Below are 15,105 nucleotides of genomic sequence, written 5' to 3'. Positions count from 1 at the left end.
AAAAGACTTTTTTTATAATAAAAAACCAAAAAAAAGTGATTGAATAGTATAGACTATTAATTCAAATGTGTTATACTATTTTTGAGAAATGATAAGATAAATAATTTAAATTCAAATAAAGGATGGTTATTAACTTATGAAAACTGTAAGTGTTTCAAGCGAAATTGTGGAACTGTTAAATGGTTCTAACATAACAATGCAGCCGTCTGTGCCACTGCTCGTAGAAAAAGTACTTAATCGCCAAGAAGGCGTTTTAACAGCTACAGGAGCCGTGCGCGCTGAAACAGGCAAATATACTGGACGTTCCCCTAAAGATAAATTTATCGTGGAGGAACCATCAGTAAAAAATAAAATCGACTGGGGCCCAGTCAACGAACCGATCTCCGTTGAAGTATTTGATCAATTATACACGAAAGTGATCAACTACTTAAGGGAAAAAGAAGAACTTTTCGTTTTCAAAGGATTTGCAGGAGCCGATAAAACACACCGCCTGCCCATTCAAGTCATTAACGAATACGCATGGCACAACTTGTTTGCCCACCAGCTCTTCATCCGTCCGACAGAAGAAGAGTTAGAAAATCACCAAGCCGGCTTTACGATCGTATCTGCGCCAAACTTTAAAGCAGATCCGGCTGTTGACGGCACAAAGTCAGAAACGTTCATTATCGTTTCCTTTGAGCGCCGCATCGTCCTAATTGGCGGAACGGAATATGCAGGCGAAATGAAAAAATCCATTTTCTCTGTCATGAACTTCCTTCTTCCCGAAAACGATATTTTATCTATGCACTGCTCGGCGAACGTCGGCTACGAAGGCGATGTTGCTTTATTTTTCGGCCTTTCCGGCACGGGCAAAACAACATTGAGCGCCGACCCGAACCGCCGCTTAATCGGCGATGACGAGCATGGCTGGTCATCTAACGGCGTCTTCAACATTGAAGGTGGCTGCTACGCGAAAACGATCGGGCTTTCCCGTGAAAAAGAACCGCAAATTTTCGACGCTATCCGCTTCGGCTCCGTGCTTGAAAATGTCGTTCTTGACGAAGAGTCCCGCGTACCAGATTATAATGATAACAGCCTGACAGAAAACACACGTGCCGCTTACCCGCTGCAAGCAATCGACAACATCGTTGATCCAAGCGTGGCCGGCCATCCAAATACAATTATTTTCTTAACAGCTGATGCGTTTGGCGTTCTGCCTCCAATCAGCAAACTATCAAAAGAACAAGCAATGTATCACTTCCTGAGCGGCTACACATCAAAGCTTGCCGGCACAGAGCGCGGTGTTACTTCTCCGGAAGCGACGTTCTCCACTTGCTTCGGTTCACCGTTCCTTCCGCTTGAAGCGACACGCTATGCGGAAATGCTCGGTAAGAAAATCGATGAGCATAACGTTCAAGTATTCTTAGTGAATACAGGCTGGACTGGCGGAGAATACGGCGTCGGTTCCCGCATGAAGCTTGCGTACACACGCGCGATGGTGCAGGCAGCTCTCGAAGGCGAACTGAACAACGTAGAAACGTACACAACAAAAACGTTCGGCTTGCAAATCCCGTTGCACGTTCCTGGTGTTCCGGATGATGTCTTAATTCCGCGTAAATCATGGGCGGATGAAGATGCTTTCATGACAAAAGCCGCAGAACTTGCCGGCAAATTCCGTGAAAACTTCAAAAAGTTCTCTAACGTATCAAAAGAAATCATTGAAGTGGGCGGACCACAAATCTAATAAAGAGACAAAAGAGTGTGCCACAATGCGGCGCACTCTTTTTTCGTGTTATCTATTTAATTGATTGAATTTAAAGAAGTTAGTCTGTATGTAATCTTCGTCTCATCTTTTTCCCATTCCACTTTTTCGATCACAGCTGTGCCGCAGATATCTCCGTCTTTTGTTTTATAAACGTGAATAGGAATGTCGAGCGGATAAAGACGGTAACCTGCTTTTTTCAACGAAAACAAGTTTTCTTTCTGCCGCTGCTCTTTCCCTTTTGTTACGATGATTGTGTTCAACTCCAGTGGCATGCCCATGCCATCCCCCCCTTTGATCGTTCTTTTTAAAGCCGTTGCTTTTTCATCCAGCCGCACAAGTCAGCTACCAGTTTTCTGTTGACAGCTGGTGGAAAATAGTGATCATATTGACCAAAATACCACGTTTCTGCCGGATGTTCCACTTGTTTCAGCCGTTTTTCCAGACGGTATGCGTGCTCGGGTGAAACGTTTTCATCTTTTAATCCATGAATAATCAATATAGGCGCCTTTAATCTTTCCAGTTCATAGAGCGGTGTGCGCCACGTATACAATTCCTCCTGCTTATATGGACTGCTGCCGATCACCCGTTTCATCATCCGGCGCAGATCTTTTCTCTCTTCATATGTTAAAATCATATCGGATACGCCGCCCCATGTGACAAGGGAAGCCGTGTTTTCTTTTTCCAGTGCAGTGAGAAGCGCCATCACACCGCCTCTTGAAAATCCGAATACATGCACCCGATCGGTCACTCTTGGATGAGATTCCAGCAGTTCAAAGCCTGAAAAAGCATCTTCTCTGTCTTCCCCGGCAAAATCCTCATTCCCCTCTCCCCCACGGTTGCCGCGGTAAAAAGGGGCGAATACGATAAAACCTTCTGCAGCAAATTGGGCAATTCGGGCTGGACGCACCATTCCGACATTTTTGATGCCGCCGCGCAAGTAAAGAAAGCCGTCATAATTTCCCTCCGCTGCCGGTTCCGCCAGCATTCCCTTCACCTTCAATCCTCCCGCCCAATATGTAACCATTGACAGCAAAACATGTGGGTTGGGAGAAGGAAAGCGAAAACAGTCAATGATTCTTTCCATATCATCACCACGTTCATTATTGTTCTAGCCATTGTTTATACGTTAAAAAGTCCAGTGTCCTCTCCACTACTTCATCTTTCATTAAAAAGCTGAAGCGGCTGTCCATTCTTTCAGTGAGCAAATCTTGATCGAACAAAACCGGACCTGCTGTTTCCAAATAATCTTCCTTTTTTTCTATCTTCCCTATTTCCGCAAAAAAAATCGCCTTTACAAAAGGCATTTTCGAACGCCTGACAAAATATTCACCGACGAAATGCAGCTTTGTCACAATCGCACCCGTTTCTTCCAACACTTCCCGCTTTGCTGCTTCTTCTACTGTTTCCCCAGTCTCCACTTTACCGCCAGGGCATTCAAGCCCCCGCTTCGGGTGAAGCGTCAGCAGCCATTTTCGTTCAAAACGGCAAAAGACAATGACGTGCCGGGCCGGCAGTGAAAAGGCCTCTCTTTCATAGGCAAGTGTCACCTGGCAGCCATTCTCATCAATAAATTCAAACATGCCCTCTCCCCTGCCTCTATATCCAGCGTGCACAAACAGCCGGCTATTTCTTCTGCCGGCAGCTCGTAGATCTTCTCTAGCTTGAATTCATTATACCTTATTTTTCTCTTCAGAGGCGAGCAAAGTCTTATTCATTCTATACTCCACATCTCTTTCACATGCTGTTTTGCTTCTTCATCGCCAAGCTCATAAATCGTTTCGTAAATTTTCTTCATATTGCCGTCATAACGGTCATTTTCACGGTCATAATGATATTGAACGTACGGCACGTGAGCCCGAAAGAAGTTTTCCCATTCCGTTGAATAGTTAGCATCGAACAGTTCCCTCAAGTTCGTAATTTCATCGTCTGTCGCATAAATCTTAAAATTCCAAGGAGACACCGTCGACTGCCGCATAATCTCTCCATTGGCAAGTGAAATGTAGTAAGTTTTTTTCTCTTCCTGCAATTTTGACACCTCCTCTCCTTATCTTTCCCTGCTTAATCGTAAAAATGAATGCGATTAAGCATTTTCTTCTCTGACATATTCTCTGGTTTATTCAGTTGATTTGGGGTATAAATGATATAAGGGACTGGGAGGTAAAACACACACTTTTGAAAGCAAAGGAGAGGATCAACTTGAAATTGGTAGATGAACTGTTTCAAATTTACCGCGGAAGGCTTCAGGGAACAGAAGAAGATTTGGACATGATTACATTAACTGTCCTTGAGCAATTGTCTCAGAAAGAGATTTTAGGAATGATTAAAGAGTTAAACGAGGAAGAACTGGCTTACTTTTTCCGCCTCTATTTATTCGAAGCACTAAAGCAGAAATTCGATACTCACGATATAGACCACACCCTCGGTGAGAAACGGATGTATCATTAATACATAAAAAAGGATGTTCCCGCGGGAACATCCTTTTTATTCATTTATTTGCCTAAGAATGAGTTTAACATCCACACGTGCTTCTCAAGCCCTTGGTGAATGGAGAGCAGCATGTCGCCCGTTGTTTCGTCATTTACTTCCGCAGCGAGTTCCATCGCTTCTTTCAATTCGTTAATCATTGTTGTAAAGTCCTCGACTGTCGATTGCACCATTTGTTCAGCTGTTTCTTTTCCTTCTGCTTCTTTTACCGTCGCCATTTCCAAAGACTCTTTCAGCGTAGCAACCGGTTCTCCTTCAAGTGCAAGCAGACGTTCAGCTAATTCATCAATATGGACACCTGCTTCTGTGTAAAACTCTTCAAATTTTTCATGGAGTGCAAAAAATTGCGGACCTTTTACAAACCAGTGATAATTATGTAATTTCGTATACATCACTGTCCAGTTGGCGATTTGTTGATTGACACTGCTAATTAATTGTTTAGACATAAACCGTATTCCTCCTGTCACTTATCCTGCTTTTTAGTTATTACCCTTTCACCTTCGTTTAAAACATTTGATTTCCTTTCTGCAAATGAGCGAAAAAAGTGGTAAAATAAACACAGGAGGGAATTTAATTGGCTATTATCATGACGATTTCTTTTATTATTATTGCAGTAGTCATTTTGCTGTCCGTATTCACTGTGAACAAAGGCTACCAATTTAAGCATACCATCGATCCGATAGAGAATAACCCGCATTTGCCGCCGGAAGACCGCCAAAAAGAAACAAACTCAAAGTAAAGGCGGACTTTTCATGCTGAAACCATTTTTTATTTTCATGATTCGGTTTTATCAAAAAATTATTTCTCCGTTAAAGCCGCCTACTTGCCGATTTCATCCGACGTGCTCTCATTACGGCCTGGAAGCGGTGAAGCGGTTCGGCGCATGGAAAGGCGGTTATTTAACCGTTGTCCGCCTATTGAAATGTCACCCTTTTCATCCGGGAGGGTTTGATTTTGTTCCGGAAAACTGGACAGATCGCAAAAAAAAGACTTGAAACGTCACTGTTTCAAGTCTTTTTTTGCCTCTTTTCAAATTCAGCTTTTAATTCGCGCCGCAGCAATTTCCTAGACGCATTTCGCGGCAATGCGTTGAGTGTGATAAAGTAAGCCGGACATTTATACTTCGCAAGCCGGTTCTTACAAAAACCAAGCAATTCCATTTCATTTACCGGCTCTTTTGTCACAACGAAAGCAGCGGGTACCTGTCCCCACTTTTCATCGGGCACGCCGACTACGCCGGCATCGATCAGCGCCGGGTGATCAAGCAGGACCGACTCTATTTCTGCCGGGTACACATTTTCTCCGCCTGAAATAATTAAATCAGAACGGCGGTCCAATACGAATAAAAAGCCCTCTTCATCTACATAACCGATATCTCCTGTATGAAACCAGCCGTCTGTAAAAGAAATGCTGTTCGCTTCTTCCCGCTTAATATAGCCTGATGTCACGTTCGGTCCTTTGACAAGAATTTCGCCTTCTGTAAAAGGGGAGCCTTTCCCTTTAGAATCAATCTTTAACTGGCATGGAAAAAGCGGTTTGCCGGCAGAGCCAAGCTTTGTCAAACTGTACTCAGGCGGCAGCGTCACAATCTGCGAAGACGTTTCAGTCATTCCATACGTTTGGAAGACGGGAATTTGTTTTTCTGCACATGCTTCAAGCAGCGGTTTCGGAGCCGGCCCGCCGCCGAGAAGCATGCAGCGAAAGTCCGGGTGATAGCTTCCTTCCAGAGAATGAAGCAGACGGCTCAGCATCGCTGATACGACGGAAATGATCGTCCCTTCTCCTCTCTTAAGCGCATCATTGATTTCCACTTCATCAAATTGCGTATACAACCGGACAGGCATGCCATAAATGACACTTCTCATTAAAATCGAATAGCCGCTTATATGAAAAAGCGGAACGGCGCAAAGCCAGCAGTCTTTTTCATGCAATCCTAAATTTAAAGCTGAGCCAGCCGCACTCCACCAATGGTTTCCATACGTTTGCTGCACTCCTTTCGGTTTCCCAGTTGTGCCGGACGTATACATAATAGAACAAGTGTCATCCAGAGAAAATTCCTCACGGCTCGGAAAAGGCTCCGAGAGCGGCAAACTAGATAAATCTATACACAGAAACCGGCCGCTCATTTCTTCAGCAAGCTGCCGGCAGGCGGGGTCATAGACCACTCCTGCCACTTCCGCATCTTCAAGCTGCCACAGCAATTCGCTCTCTGTCAGTCGATGATTCAAGAGAACAGCGGAAGCGCCCAGCTGTTGCAGCGCATGAATCATCCAAACCGCTTTCCCTGTATTTTGTACGAGCAGTCCGATCCGACCCCCTTCCTTGAACCCGGCTTTCTCCAGAGCAGCTGCCTGACGCAGCGCTTTTTCATAAAGTTCAGCAAACGTCCATTTGCTCCCCTCAAAAAAAAGAGCCGGCCGCTCGGGGGTCAAAAAGGCCCGTTGCTTTAACCAATTCGGTACTCTTTCAACCATTTTCATTCCTCCTGTCTTGCCGCCGACTGTCAAAAAAAGCTTGATGGCTGCCCATCAAGCTTTCATATTCACTTATGGAAATCTTGGGAATTGGTCGAAGTCTGGGTTGCGTTTTTCTTTGAAGGCGTCTCTTCCTTCTTTTGCTTCGTCCGTTGTGTAGTAGAGCAGTGTAGCGTCTCCGGCGAATTGCTGGAGGCCTGCTAAGCCGTCTGTGTCTGCATTCATTGCTGCTTTGATGAAGCGCAGAGCTGTCGGGCTCTTTTCAAGCATTTCTTCGCACCATTGGACCGTTTCTGCTTCCAGCTGGTCGAGTGGAACGACTGTATTGACAAGGCCCATGTCAAGTGCTTCCTGTGCATTGTACTGGCGGCAAAGGAACCAAATTTCACGAGCTTTTTTGTGGCCGATAATACGGGCCAAGTAGCCGGAACCATATCCTGCATCAAAGCTGCCGACTTTTGGTCCTGTTTGGCCGAATACGGCGTTATCTGCCGCGATTGTTAAATCACAAACAACGTGCAGAACGTGCCCGCCGCCAATTGCATACCCTGCTACCATCGCCACAACCGGTTTTGGAATCACACGGATTAAGCGCTGCAAATCAAGTACATTTAAGCGCGGAATTTGATCGTCGCCTACATAGCCGCCATGGCCGCGTACTCGTTGGTCGCCGCCCGAGCAAAATGCCTTTTCACCAGCACCTGTTAAAACGATCACACCCACTTTTTCATCATCGCGGGCATAAGCAAATGCATCAATCAATTCCATTACTGTTTTTGGACGAAAGGCATTGTGCACTTCCGGGCGGTTGATCGTAATTTTTGCAATCCCGTTGTATGTTTCGTATAAAACGTCTTCATATTCACGTTCACGAACCCAATTAATAGCCATTTGATTTCCTCCTCGTTATGTATGTAACAAAAACTCCTTTATTATTGTACCAAACTTCGCACAATCTTCCACGTGAATTGCATGTCCCGCCCCATTAACTTTTTTCCAGACGGACGATTGAAGCAATCCGGACATTTCACAGGCGATATTTGTAAATTTTACATCTTCAGTGCCAGTAATAAGCAACACCGGCATGGTAAGCTCTGAAAGCTTCTGCCACCAGGACGGCTGGAAGCCGGTCCCCATTCCTCTTAATGAACGGCTGAGGCCGACAGCTGAATTTTGCAGGCGCTGCTTACGAAGAGCTTCCCTTTTTTCCAACGGCAGCTTTTTTTGCGTATGGAACAGCGGGATCTTCTCCCAATATTCGACAAAAGCATTGATGCCTTCCTGTTCTATTTTTGCTGCGAGTAATGTATCCGCTTCTTGACGCTGCAAACGTTCTTGCTTCGTTTTCAAACCGGGAGAGGCACTTTCCAGTATTAAAGATTGTACGGCCTCTGGAAAAAGAACAGCGAGCGTCAATGCCAGCCTGCCACCCATCGAATAGCCGAGTATGTGAAAGCAGGAATGGCCCAGCTTACTCATTAACTCTTTTATATCCCGGGCTGCAAGCTCAATGCTATATCTTTCTTTATCCGACGGGCAGCTGCTTTTACCATGACCGATTAAATCCACGGCAATACATTGATAATCTTCTTTTAGAAAAGCAACGGTTTCACTCCAAGTACTAGAGCTGCCCGTAAAGCCGTGAAGCAACAACATCGGCTCACCGCTTCCAGTCACTTCCACATGATAGCGACATTGCCCAATCATCAATTCCAAAAATCATCACCAGCCGTCAATTTGTTCATTTCCTGGGAAACCTTCTCCCATAGTTCCCGGTGAGCAGCCACGTTTTTCGCCCTGTCAGTGACCACTTCCAAAATAAACAACCCATCTGTTTTTTCTGCTTCGGCCATTCCTTGGTCTAAGGAGGCTAAATCAATCACTTTTTGATAGCCTGCTCCATACAATTTCGCTGCATGGACAAAGTCAAGGTCAGCCGGCGTCCCAAAAAGCCGTTCAAAGTGTTTCGGCTCAGCCGCCTGCGGCAAATAAGAAAAAATGCCGCCGCCATTGTTATTAATCACAACCACAGTCATTTTTATGCCATTTTGCTTTGCGGCCAGCAGACCATTTAAATCATGAAAAAACGATAAGTCTCCGACTACTAAATACATCGGGGAAGTAACAGCCGCTGCCCCAAGAGCACTCGAAACTAGTCCATCAATGCCGTTCGCTCCCCTGTTGGCAAACAGGCGGATGTGCCGGTTATTCGTAAAAAAGAAAGAGTCGAGATCACGAATTGGCATACTATTTCCGACAAACAAAGCAGATCGATCAGGCAGTCGTTTTAACACTTCGTAAAACAACTTTCCTTCATCCAGCTCTTCATAGTCATCTACGCTTTTCATTTTCATTTTCGCTGTTTCATTTACTTGGAGCCAATTTTTCAGCCAGGACGAAGTTTCTCTGCGCTCATTCAAGAAGCTTGAAAGAGCACAGCAAAAAGTACTTTCATCAGCGGCAAACATGTGAGTGGCAACACCGATTGGATCTCTCCAGCCTCCACCGCCGTCCACCACACAATGTACGTTTGAAGAATGGTTCCGGATAAACTGTGACAATGCTTTGGACACAGGCATCGCTCCGAAACGAAGCACAACATCAAATGCTGCTGCTTGTTTTATATTTTGGTTTCTTAAAAACGCATCATAACTGTCCACAACAAGATCGGAATGAATGCCACCGCTCCGCAAACCCGACAAAGGATCAGCTAAAATCGGATAGCCAAGCTTTTCAGCCAGCTTAATCACAGCTTCCCCAAAGCCTTCTGACTGATGCTCACCGCAAACGATCAAACCTTTTTCCTTTTCCTTCACAATAGCAGCGAATGCTTCTATTTCGCTTTGTGGAAGGACGCGTGTGCCTTCGCTTAAATGAATAGAGGAAAAACGTTCCATCTCCAATCGCTCAAACACACCATCATAATCCGGAAGAAGCGGTTCACGAAAAGGAAAATTCAAATGAACAGGTCCCGCTGGAGACTGCTTAGTTATATAGACTGCTTTTGCCGCAGTCTTCCGAACGTATTGCAGCATGCTGTCGTCTGCATCCGGCAGCGCCATTTCAGAAAACCATTTTGCATGCGCCCCGTAAAGGCGATTTTGGTCAATCGATTGCGGTGCCCCAACTTCTCTCAACTCATGTGGACGGTCCGACGTTATAACGATAAGGGGGATACGCGCATTTTTCGCTTCAGCGACAGCGGGCAAATAGTTGGCTGCTGCGGTACCTGATGTACATAGCAATGCAGCCGGCTTTCCAGATGCCTTCGCCAGACCGATGGCAAAAAAGGCCGCTGATCGTTCATCGATTTGAACATATACGTCTATATCTGGATGTTCAGCTAATAAAAGCGCCATAGGAGTAGACCGCGAACCCGGACTAATCACGGCGCTTTCTACTCCTGCTTTCACAAGCCCATCAACAAAATGGGCGTTATATAACGTTAAATCTCGTTGGCTGTTACTCATCAGCGGCTCCCCCTATCGCTCGCAGCATCGGCCGGAATTTAATGTATGTTTCCGCCAACTCGCTTTCCGCCTCCGAATCTGCCACGATGCCGCAGCCGGCGTATAAAAAAGCTTGTTGCTTCCTTAATAAACCTGATCGGATGGCAACGGCGAACTCACCGTTTTTTCGGTAATCCATCCAGCCGACAGGAGCGGCATAATACCCTCTGTCCATTTCTTCAAGCTGACGGATAACAGGCAGCGCCTTGTTATTAGGCAGTCCGCCTAGCGCAGGGGTAGGATGGAGTTTTTCAACAAATTGCAAAATAGAGCGATCTTCTTCTGTAAACCCGGTAACTGGCGTATGTAAGTGTTGAATGTCACGCACTTTCATCAGTTCGGGAGCAGACGGAATATCTACTATTTTACATAGACTTTCCATTTCTTTTTTAATCATTTGAACGACATATTCGTGTTCAATTCGATTTTTTTCATCGTTCAGCAGCTCGCTGCCCAGCTCTTTATCTTCTTCGTCTGTCTGGCCTCTCTTAATGGAGCCGGCCAGGCATGTAGACAAAGCAACCTCGTTTCGCTTGCGTACTAATCTTTCAGGAGACGCTCCGAGAAAGCAGCACTTCATTACTTCCATTGAAAAAATAAAACTATCAGGCTGCTGCTCAATAAGCCGCTGTAACACTTGGTCTTGTGCAATCTCTTTATCAAAGCCGGCAATAATCTTTCTGGCGAGCACGACTTTTTTTAATTCTTCATCAGATTTGATGTGTCTTACTGCTTTATCGACCGCCTGCTTCCACTGCTCTGTATTTTTCTCTTCTATTTTAATTAACTGGGCATTTTCACTCACTTCACCTGAATCGGTTTGTGTCAGCAGCCAGTCTTTTTGAGAATCCAACTTATCAATCAATTCATTCAGCTCATTAGAAGGGCAAACTAAATTTGTTGTAAGATAGCATTCTCCTTCATACACTGTCAGCATATATTCCGGCAAATAAAAAAAGGCAGATGAAAATTTAGCCCACTCTTCTTCCTGCACCTGTTCGGAATCAAAAGAAAAACCGCCAAACAAAACTGGGCCGACTCCGTACGCATCATAAGGATTGTGAATAGATGAACATTCAATCATGCCATTCCATTTTTCTTCGGTTTCTGTATAACGGGACCGGTCGATTTTTTCACTGCGAACTGTATATATGTTGCCCAATCCGACAATTTCCACTGCCCCATCACGATCTTTCCAGAAAAAACGTTCCCCTGCATAAAGGGCCTTTCCGCTTTTATAAAATGACAGGGAATCAATCCTATCAACTTTTTCCACATAGCTGAATAGTAGAGACTGCTTATTATTTTGTTTTTCTTGAATCGAATGTATAAAAGCTTCTTTCATCGAATGGATTTTTATAGTAGACAATGAACTCTCCTCCATTGCACTTATATCAGTAATTTTTCCTTGTCAAACCTATTTAAAGATACACCTCCTCAACTCCTGCTGTCAATGGTTCTCCCTTCGTTTACCGCTATTTCTCCTTATTAAATGAAATAAAACGCTGTTTCCTTTCCACCGAGTTCAACACGTTTCCCCACTGGGCACACTTTTTATGTTTCAAATAGAGCGGGAAAGGAAATAACAACTGTAAGAAACTACTTCCGCACTCTAGAAGATATAAGGATGTGTAATGAATGCTATCGAATGAGCAAATACAAACGCTAAAGAAAGATTTACTCGCACAAAAAGAACAACTTATTCACCACAAGGACAGGGAAGGAGCGGATCCGGAAGCAGGCAGCGAACGGGACACAACAGGCGAGTTATCTATGTATGATAATCACCCTGCAGATGCAGCAACGGAATTATATGAACGGGAGAAAAACCTTGCCCTAAGCGAGCATCATGAAAGCGAATTGGAAAAAGTGGAGCAAGCACTAAATGCCATTGAAAACAAAAACTATGGCACTTGCAAAGAATGTGGAGAAGACATCCCGTACGAACGGTTGAAGGCTGTGCCGACGGCTCTCCATTGCGTTGAACATACGCCTGAAAAAACAACTGCAGGTGACCGCCCTGTAGAAGAAGAGGTATTGCAGCCAGGCGGAAACGATCACTTCCGTCATAAAGATAACGAAATAAAAGATTATGAAGATAGCTTTCAGGAAGCAGCCAGCTACGGCACGTCTGAAACTCCTTCTGATTTCACCGGAGACCACCGGGATTACAACGACTTATATAAAGATGATAGGGATGTAATGGAAGGATTTACGGAAGACTACGAAAACTTTACGGCAACAGATATAGAAGGAAAAAACAAAGGGTTTTATCGCTCAGCAAAAGAACAGCTGTATGTGGAAGAACTAGATGAAGAAGGGATGAATTCTCCTTTAGGAGACATTCCTTATAGAAAGAAAGACAGCTATCTGGAAGATAAATAAAAAATCTGCTTCCACATACTTGGAAGCAGATTTTTTATGTGTATGACCCGTACGGGATTCGAACCCGTGTTACCGCCGTGAAAGGGCGGTGTCTTAACCGCTTGACCAACGGGCCGTATGGCGGAGAAGGAGGGATTTGAACCCTCGCGCCGCTTACGCGACCTACACCCTTAGCAGGGGCGCCTCTTCAGCCTCTTGAGTACTTCCCCACAAAAATATGGCTCCGCAGGCAAGATTCGAACTTGCGACCGATCGGTTAACAGCCGATTGCTCTACCACTGAGCTACTGCGGAACAAAGTGGGCCTGAATGGACTCGAACCATCGACCTCACGCTTATCAGGCGTGCGCTCTAACCAGCTGAGCTACAGGCCCATTTAAATAAATTAAATGGAGCGGGTGAAGGGAATCGAACCCTCATCATCAGCTTGGAAGGCTGAGGTTTTACCACTAAACTACACCCGCATGATATAAAAGGTGGCTCAGGACGGAATCGAACCGCCGACACATGGATTTTCAGTCCATTGCTCTACCGACTGAGCTACTGAGCCTAATAAGTATGTATAAATGGCGGTCCGGACGGGACTCGAACCCGCGACCTCCTGCGTGACAGGCAGGCATTCTAACCAACTGAACTACCGGACCATAGATTGCGGGGACAGGATTTGAACCTGCGACCTTCGGGTTATGAGCCCGACGAGCTACCGAACTGCTCCACCCCGCGACGATATTAAATAAACTAGATAAATAAAATGGCGGAGGAAGAGGGATTCGAACCCCCGCGCGGTTTAACCCGCCTGTCGGTTTTCAAGACCGATCCCTTCAGCCAGACTTGGGTATTCCTCCAGTTTAACTATTCAAATGGTGGACCTTGCAGGACTCGAACCTGCGACCGGACGGTTATGAGCCGTCTGCTCTAACCAACTGAGCTAAAGGTCCATGAAAGTAGCGGCGGAGGGGATCGAACCCCCGACCTCACGGGTATGAACCGTACGCTCTAGCCAGCTGAGCTACACCGCCATAAATAGTAGTAAATAAAATTGGTGGAGCCTAGCGGGATCGAACCGCTGACCTCCTGCGTGCAAAGCAGGCGCTCTCCCAGCTGAGCTAAGGCCCCATGTTTTGAAAATTGGCTGGCTCCTCAACAGCAATCATTTGCTTACAACAGCTGATCGAGGTACTTATACTTTTCTAGAAATCGGGAAGACAGGATTCGAACCTGCGACCCCTTGGTCCCAAACCAAGTGCTCTACCAAGCTGAGCTACTTCCCGGCCAAGCCTATATATGTAGTGGCGCGCCCGAGAGGAGTCGAACCCCTAACCTTTTGATCCGTAGTCAAACGCTCTATCCAATTGAGCTACGGGCGCAAAAAATGGTGCCGAGAACCGGAATCGAACCGGTACGGTAGTCACCTACCGCAGGATTTTAAGTCCTGTGCGTCTGCCAGTTCCGCCACCCCGGCACTATATGGAGCGGAAGACGGGATTCGAACCCGCGACCCCCACCTTGGCAAGGTGGTGTTCTACCACTGAACTACTTCCGCATTTGAAGAAGATGTTCTGACTTCTGTGTTTATCACAAGTCGTGATAGTTCTTAACAGAAGATAATTAAAATGCGGGTGAAGGGAGTCGAACCCCCACGCCTCGCGGCGCCAGATCCTAAGTCTGGTGCGTCTGCCAATTCCGCCACACCCGCAAAATGGTGAGCCATGAAGGACTCGAACCTTCGACCCTCTGATTAAAAGTCAGATGCTCTACCAACTGAGCTAATGGCTCGTTCTAAAAATGAACGAATCGTATAAATAATATTAAAGTGGTGCCGGCAAGAGGACTTGAACCCCCAACCTACTGATTACAAGTCAGTTGCTCTACCAATTGAGCTACACCGGCAACGTATTATTACAGAAGAAATGGTGGAGGATGACGGGATCGAACCGCCGACCCTCTGCTTGTAAGGCAGATGCTCTCCCAGCTGAGCTAATCCTCCGTAACTATTTGCCTGGCAGCGTCCTACTCTCACAGGGGGAATCCCCCAACTACCATCGGCGCTGAAGAGCTTAACTTCCGTGTTCGGGATGGGAACGGGTGTGGCCTCTTCGCTATCGCCACCAGACTATTGAAGACATTTCTTATTATAACAAAAAATTCTTATTTGGCAAGACTTTTTTGTTCTTTCAAAACTGGATAATATGTTGTATAAGTAACCGGCAATACCGTGCCATTGTTCATTTAGCTTTCACGCGATTAGGCGCTTCTACTTTTCGTTTTGTCCAGCTCCGGCTCCTAGACACTCTAGATCAAATAACCTGCCGCTTACAAGGCTTAGCGCCTTTTCAGCGTCAGAACATTTGCTTGTCGTGTCTAAACAGTCGCCTCTGCTTTTCTATAGGATAAGTCCTCGATCGATTAGTATTCGTCAGCTCCACGTGTCGCCACGCTTCCACCCCGAACCTATCTACCTGATCATCTTTCAGGGATCTTACTAGCTTGCGCTAAGGGAAATCTCATCT

At 45.7% G+C, this 15,105-nt stretch carries 15 protein-coding genes, 20 tRNA genes and 2 rRNA genes; 5 read left to right on the top strand and 32 right to left on the bottom strand.

Translation table 11 applies throughout. The features are described 5' to 3' along the window. Positions 1-136 precede the first annotated feature (136 nt). Positions 137-1,723, top strand: coding sequence for a phosphoenolpyruvate carboxykinase (ATP) (pckA, locus tag F9802_RS12260; RefSeq protein ID WP_152152329.1), 1,587 nt, complete (start codon positions 137-139; stop codon positions 1,721-1,723). 56 nt (positions 1,724-1,779) lie between these two features. Here the strand turns inward: pckA and F9802_RS12255 are convergent, their stop codons facing one another. The 4 genes from F9802_RS12255 to F9802_RS12240 all read right to left on the bottom strand — a co-directional run bounded on the left by F9802_RS12255 (position 1,780) and on the right by F9802_RS12240 (position 3,770). Beyond that, a complete protein-coding gene (locus F9802_RS12255; RefSeq protein ID WP_152152327.1) occupies positions 1,780-2,022 on the bottom strand; it encodes a DUF2584 domain-containing protein in 243 nt (80 codons plus the stop codon). A 26-nt stretch (positions 2,023-2,048) separates the two neighbouring features. Next, positions 2,049-2,828: an alpha/beta hydrolase family protein gene (locus F9802_RS12250; protein ID WP_152152325.1), complete on the bottom strand. Its 780-nt coding sequence runs from the start codon at positions 2,826-2,828 to the stop codon at positions 2,049-2,051. Between the two features lie 16 nt (positions 2,829-2,844). Then, positions 2,845-3,324 (bottom strand): RNA deprotection pyrophosphohydrolase, encoded by a 480-nt coding sequence (gene ytkD, locus F9802_RS12245; protein WP_152152323.1) that lies wholly within the window; start codon positions 3,322-3,324, stop codon positions 2,845-2,847. A 131-nt stretch (positions 3,325-3,455) separates the two neighbouring features. Further along, a complete protein-coding gene (locus F9802_RS12240; protein WP_152152321.1) occupies positions 3,456-3,770 on the bottom strand; it encodes a hydrolase in 315 nt (104 codons plus the stop codon). 170 nt (positions 3,771-3,940) lie between these two features. On the opposite strand from F9802_RS12240, the gene F9802_RS12235 reads away from it, so the two are divergent. Then, positions 3,941-4,189 carry a DUF6154 family protein gene (locus F9802_RS12235; protein WP_152152319.1) on the top strand — a complete coding sequence of 83 codons (249 nt, stop codon included), beginning with the start codon at positions 3,941-3,943 and terminating at the stop codon, positions 4,187-4,189. A 44-nt stretch (positions 4,190-4,233) separates the two neighbouring features. Here F9802_RS12235 and F9802_RS12230 read toward each other — a convergent pair whose 3' ends face one another. Next, on the bottom strand, positions 4,234-4,674 hold the full coding sequence (locus F9802_RS12230) for a Dps family protein (protein ID WP_152152317.1): 441 nt from the start codon (positions 4,672-4,674) through the stop codon (positions 4,234-4,236). Between the two features lie 128 nt (positions 4,675-4,802). Here F9802_RS12230 and ytzI point away from each other — a divergent pair, with 128 nt between their 5' ends. After that, positions 4,803-4,967 carry a YtzI protein gene (gene ytzI / locus F9802_RS12225; RefSeq protein WP_152152315.1) on the top strand — a complete coding sequence of 55 codons (165 nt, stop codon included), beginning with the start codon at positions 4,803-4,805 and terminating at the stop codon, positions 4,965-4,967. A 13-nt stretch (positions 4,968-4,980) separates the two neighbouring features. Beyond that, the gene (gene yidD, locus F9802_RS12220; protein WP_152152313.1) at positions 4,981-5,223 is read left to right on the top strand and encodes a membrane protein insertion efficiency factor YidD; all 243 of its coding nucleotides are present in this window, start codon (positions 4,981-4,983) and stop codon (positions 5,221-5,223) included. Between the two features lie 12 nt (positions 5,224-5,235). Here yidD and F9802_RS12215 read toward each other — a convergent pair whose 3' ends face one another. The 5 genes from F9802_RS12215 to F9802_RS12195 form a co-directional block, all read right to left on the bottom strand. Next, positions 5,236-6,702 carry an o-succinylbenzoate--CoA ligase gene (locus F9802_RS12215; protein ID WP_152152311.1) on the bottom strand — a complete coding sequence of 489 codons (1,467 nt, stop codon included), beginning with the start codon at positions 6,700-6,702 and terminating at the stop codon, positions 5,236-5,238. Between the two features lie 72 nt (positions 6,703-6,774). Beyond that, on the bottom strand, positions 6,775-7,593 hold the full coding sequence (gene menB, locus F9802_RS12210; RefSeq protein WP_152152308.1) for a 1,4-dihydroxy-2-naphthoyl-CoA synthase: 819 nt from the start codon (positions 7,591-7,593) through the stop codon (positions 6,775-6,777). A 15-nt stretch (positions 7,594-7,608) separates the two neighbouring features. Next, positions 7,609-8,409, bottom strand: a complete 801-nt coding sequence (gene menH, locus F9802_RS12205; protein WP_152152667.1) for a 2-succinyl-6-hydroxy-2,4-cyclohexadiene-1-carboxylate synthase — start codon at positions 8,407-8,409, stop codon at positions 7,609-7,611. After that, entirely contained in the window at positions 8,409-10,172 is a 1,764-nt protein-coding gene (gene menD / locus F9802_RS12200; RefSeq protein ID WP_152152305.1) for a 2-succinyl-5-enolpyruvyl-6-hydroxy-3-cyclohexene-1-carboxylic-acid synthase, read from the bottom strand. Before menD ends, menH begins: the two co-directional genes overlap by 1 nt. Next, entirely contained in the window at positions 10,165-11,580 is a 1,416-nt protein-coding gene (locus F9802_RS12195) for an isochorismate synthase (protein ID WP_225435337.1), read from the bottom strand. The genes menD and F9802_RS12195 overlap by 8 nt, the downstream gene beginning before the upstream one ends. A 269-nt stretch (positions 11,581-11,849) precedes the next feature. Here F9802_RS12195 and F9802_RS12190 point away from each other — a divergent pair, with 269 nt between their 5' ends. Further along, positions 11,850-12,596 carry a TraR/DksA C4-type zinc finger protein gene (locus tag F9802_RS12190; protein WP_152152303.1) on the top strand — a complete coding sequence of 249 codons (747 nt, stop codon included), beginning with the start codon at positions 11,850-11,852 and terminating at the stop codon, positions 12,594-12,596. Positions 12,597-12,639: 43 nt separating this feature from the next. On the opposite strand, the gene F9802_RS12185 is transcribed toward F9802_RS12190, so the two are convergent. The 22 genes from F9802_RS12185 to F9802_RS12080 form a co-directional block, all read right to left on the bottom strand. Beyond that, a tRNA-Glu gene (locus tag F9802_RS12185) sits at positions 12,640-12,711 on the bottom strand. Between the two features lie 3 nt (positions 12,712-12,714). Beyond that, positions 12,715-12,805, bottom strand: a tRNA-Ser gene (locus F9802_RS12180). Positions 12,806-12,814: 9 nt separating this feature from the next. Next, positions 12,815-12,889 (bottom strand) — tRNA-Asn (locus F9802_RS12175). A 6-nt stretch (positions 12,890-12,895) separates the two neighbouring features. Next, positions 12,896-12,969: transfer RNA gene (locus F9802_RS12170), tRNA-Ile, on the bottom strand. A 16-nt stretch (positions 12,970-12,985) separates the two neighbouring features. Beyond that, positions 12,986-13,059, bottom strand: a tRNA-Gly gene (locus F9802_RS12165). A gap of 13 nt (positions 13,060-13,072) precedes the next feature. Beyond that, a tRNA-Phe gene (locus F9802_RS12160) sits at positions 13,073-13,145 on the bottom strand. Positions 13,146-13,162: 17 nt separating this feature from the next. Beyond that, a tRNA-Asp gene (locus tag F9802_RS12155) sits at positions 13,163-13,239 on the bottom strand. Positions 13,240-13,244: 5 nt separating this feature from the next. Beyond that, positions 13,245-13,318: transfer RNA gene (locus F9802_RS12150), tRNA-Met, on the bottom strand. Positions 13,319-13,347: 29 nt separating this feature from the next. Continuing rightward, a tRNA-Ser gene (locus tag F9802_RS12145) sits at positions 13,348-13,440 on the bottom strand. Positions 13,441-13,456: 16 nt separating this feature from the next. Next, positions 13,457-13,533: transfer RNA gene (locus F9802_RS12140), tRNA-Ile, on the bottom strand. 7 nt (positions 13,534-13,540) lie between these two features. Further along, positions 13,541-13,614, bottom strand: a tRNA-Met gene (locus tag F9802_RS12135). Between the two features lie 21 nt (positions 13,615-13,635). Further along, positions 13,636-13,711, bottom strand: a tRNA-Ala gene (locus F9802_RS12130). An 81-nt stretch (positions 13,712-13,792) separates the two neighbouring features. Next, positions 13,793-13,866, bottom strand: a tRNA-Pro gene (locus F9802_RS12125). A 19-nt stretch (positions 13,867-13,885) separates the two neighbouring features. Continuing rightward, positions 13,886-13,962, bottom strand: a tRNA-Arg gene (locus F9802_RS12120). Between the two features lie 6 nt (positions 13,963-13,968). After that, positions 13,969-14,057, bottom strand: a tRNA-Leu gene (locus F9802_RS12115). A 6-nt stretch (positions 14,058-14,063) separates the two neighbouring features. Then, positions 14,064-14,138: transfer RNA gene (locus tag F9802_RS12110), tRNA-Gly, on the bottom strand. A 71-nt stretch (positions 14,139-14,209) separates the two neighbouring features. Then, a tRNA-Leu gene (locus F9802_RS12105) sits at positions 14,210-14,291 on the bottom strand. A gap of 4 nt (positions 14,292-14,295) precedes the next feature. Continuing rightward, positions 14,296-14,371 (bottom strand) — tRNA-Lys (locus tag F9802_RS12100). A 38-nt stretch (positions 14,372-14,409) separates the two neighbouring features. Continuing rightward, positions 14,410-14,485, bottom strand: a tRNA-Thr gene (locus F9802_RS12095). A 21-nt stretch (positions 14,486-14,506) separates the two neighbouring features. Continuing rightward, positions 14,507-14,582: transfer RNA gene (locus tag F9802_RS12090), tRNA-Val, on the bottom strand. A 10-nt stretch (positions 14,583-14,592) separates the two neighbouring features. After that, positions 14,593-14,708, bottom strand: a 5S ribosomal RNA gene (rrf, locus tag F9802_RS12085). Between the two features lie 273 nt (positions 14,709-14,981). Further along, positions 14,982-15,105: ribosomal RNA gene (locus F9802_RS12080) — 23S ribosomal RNA — on the bottom strand; the annotation flags it as partial.

The organism is Bacillus aerolatus (assembly GCF_009183655.1).
Taxonomy (GTDB): Bacteria; Bacillota; Bacilli; order Bacillales; family Domibacillaceae; genus Pseudobacillus; species Pseudobacillus aerolatus.
The sequence above is the reverse complement of the archived record's forward strand: the minus strand, read 5'-3'. Positions and strand labels throughout refer to the sequence as shown.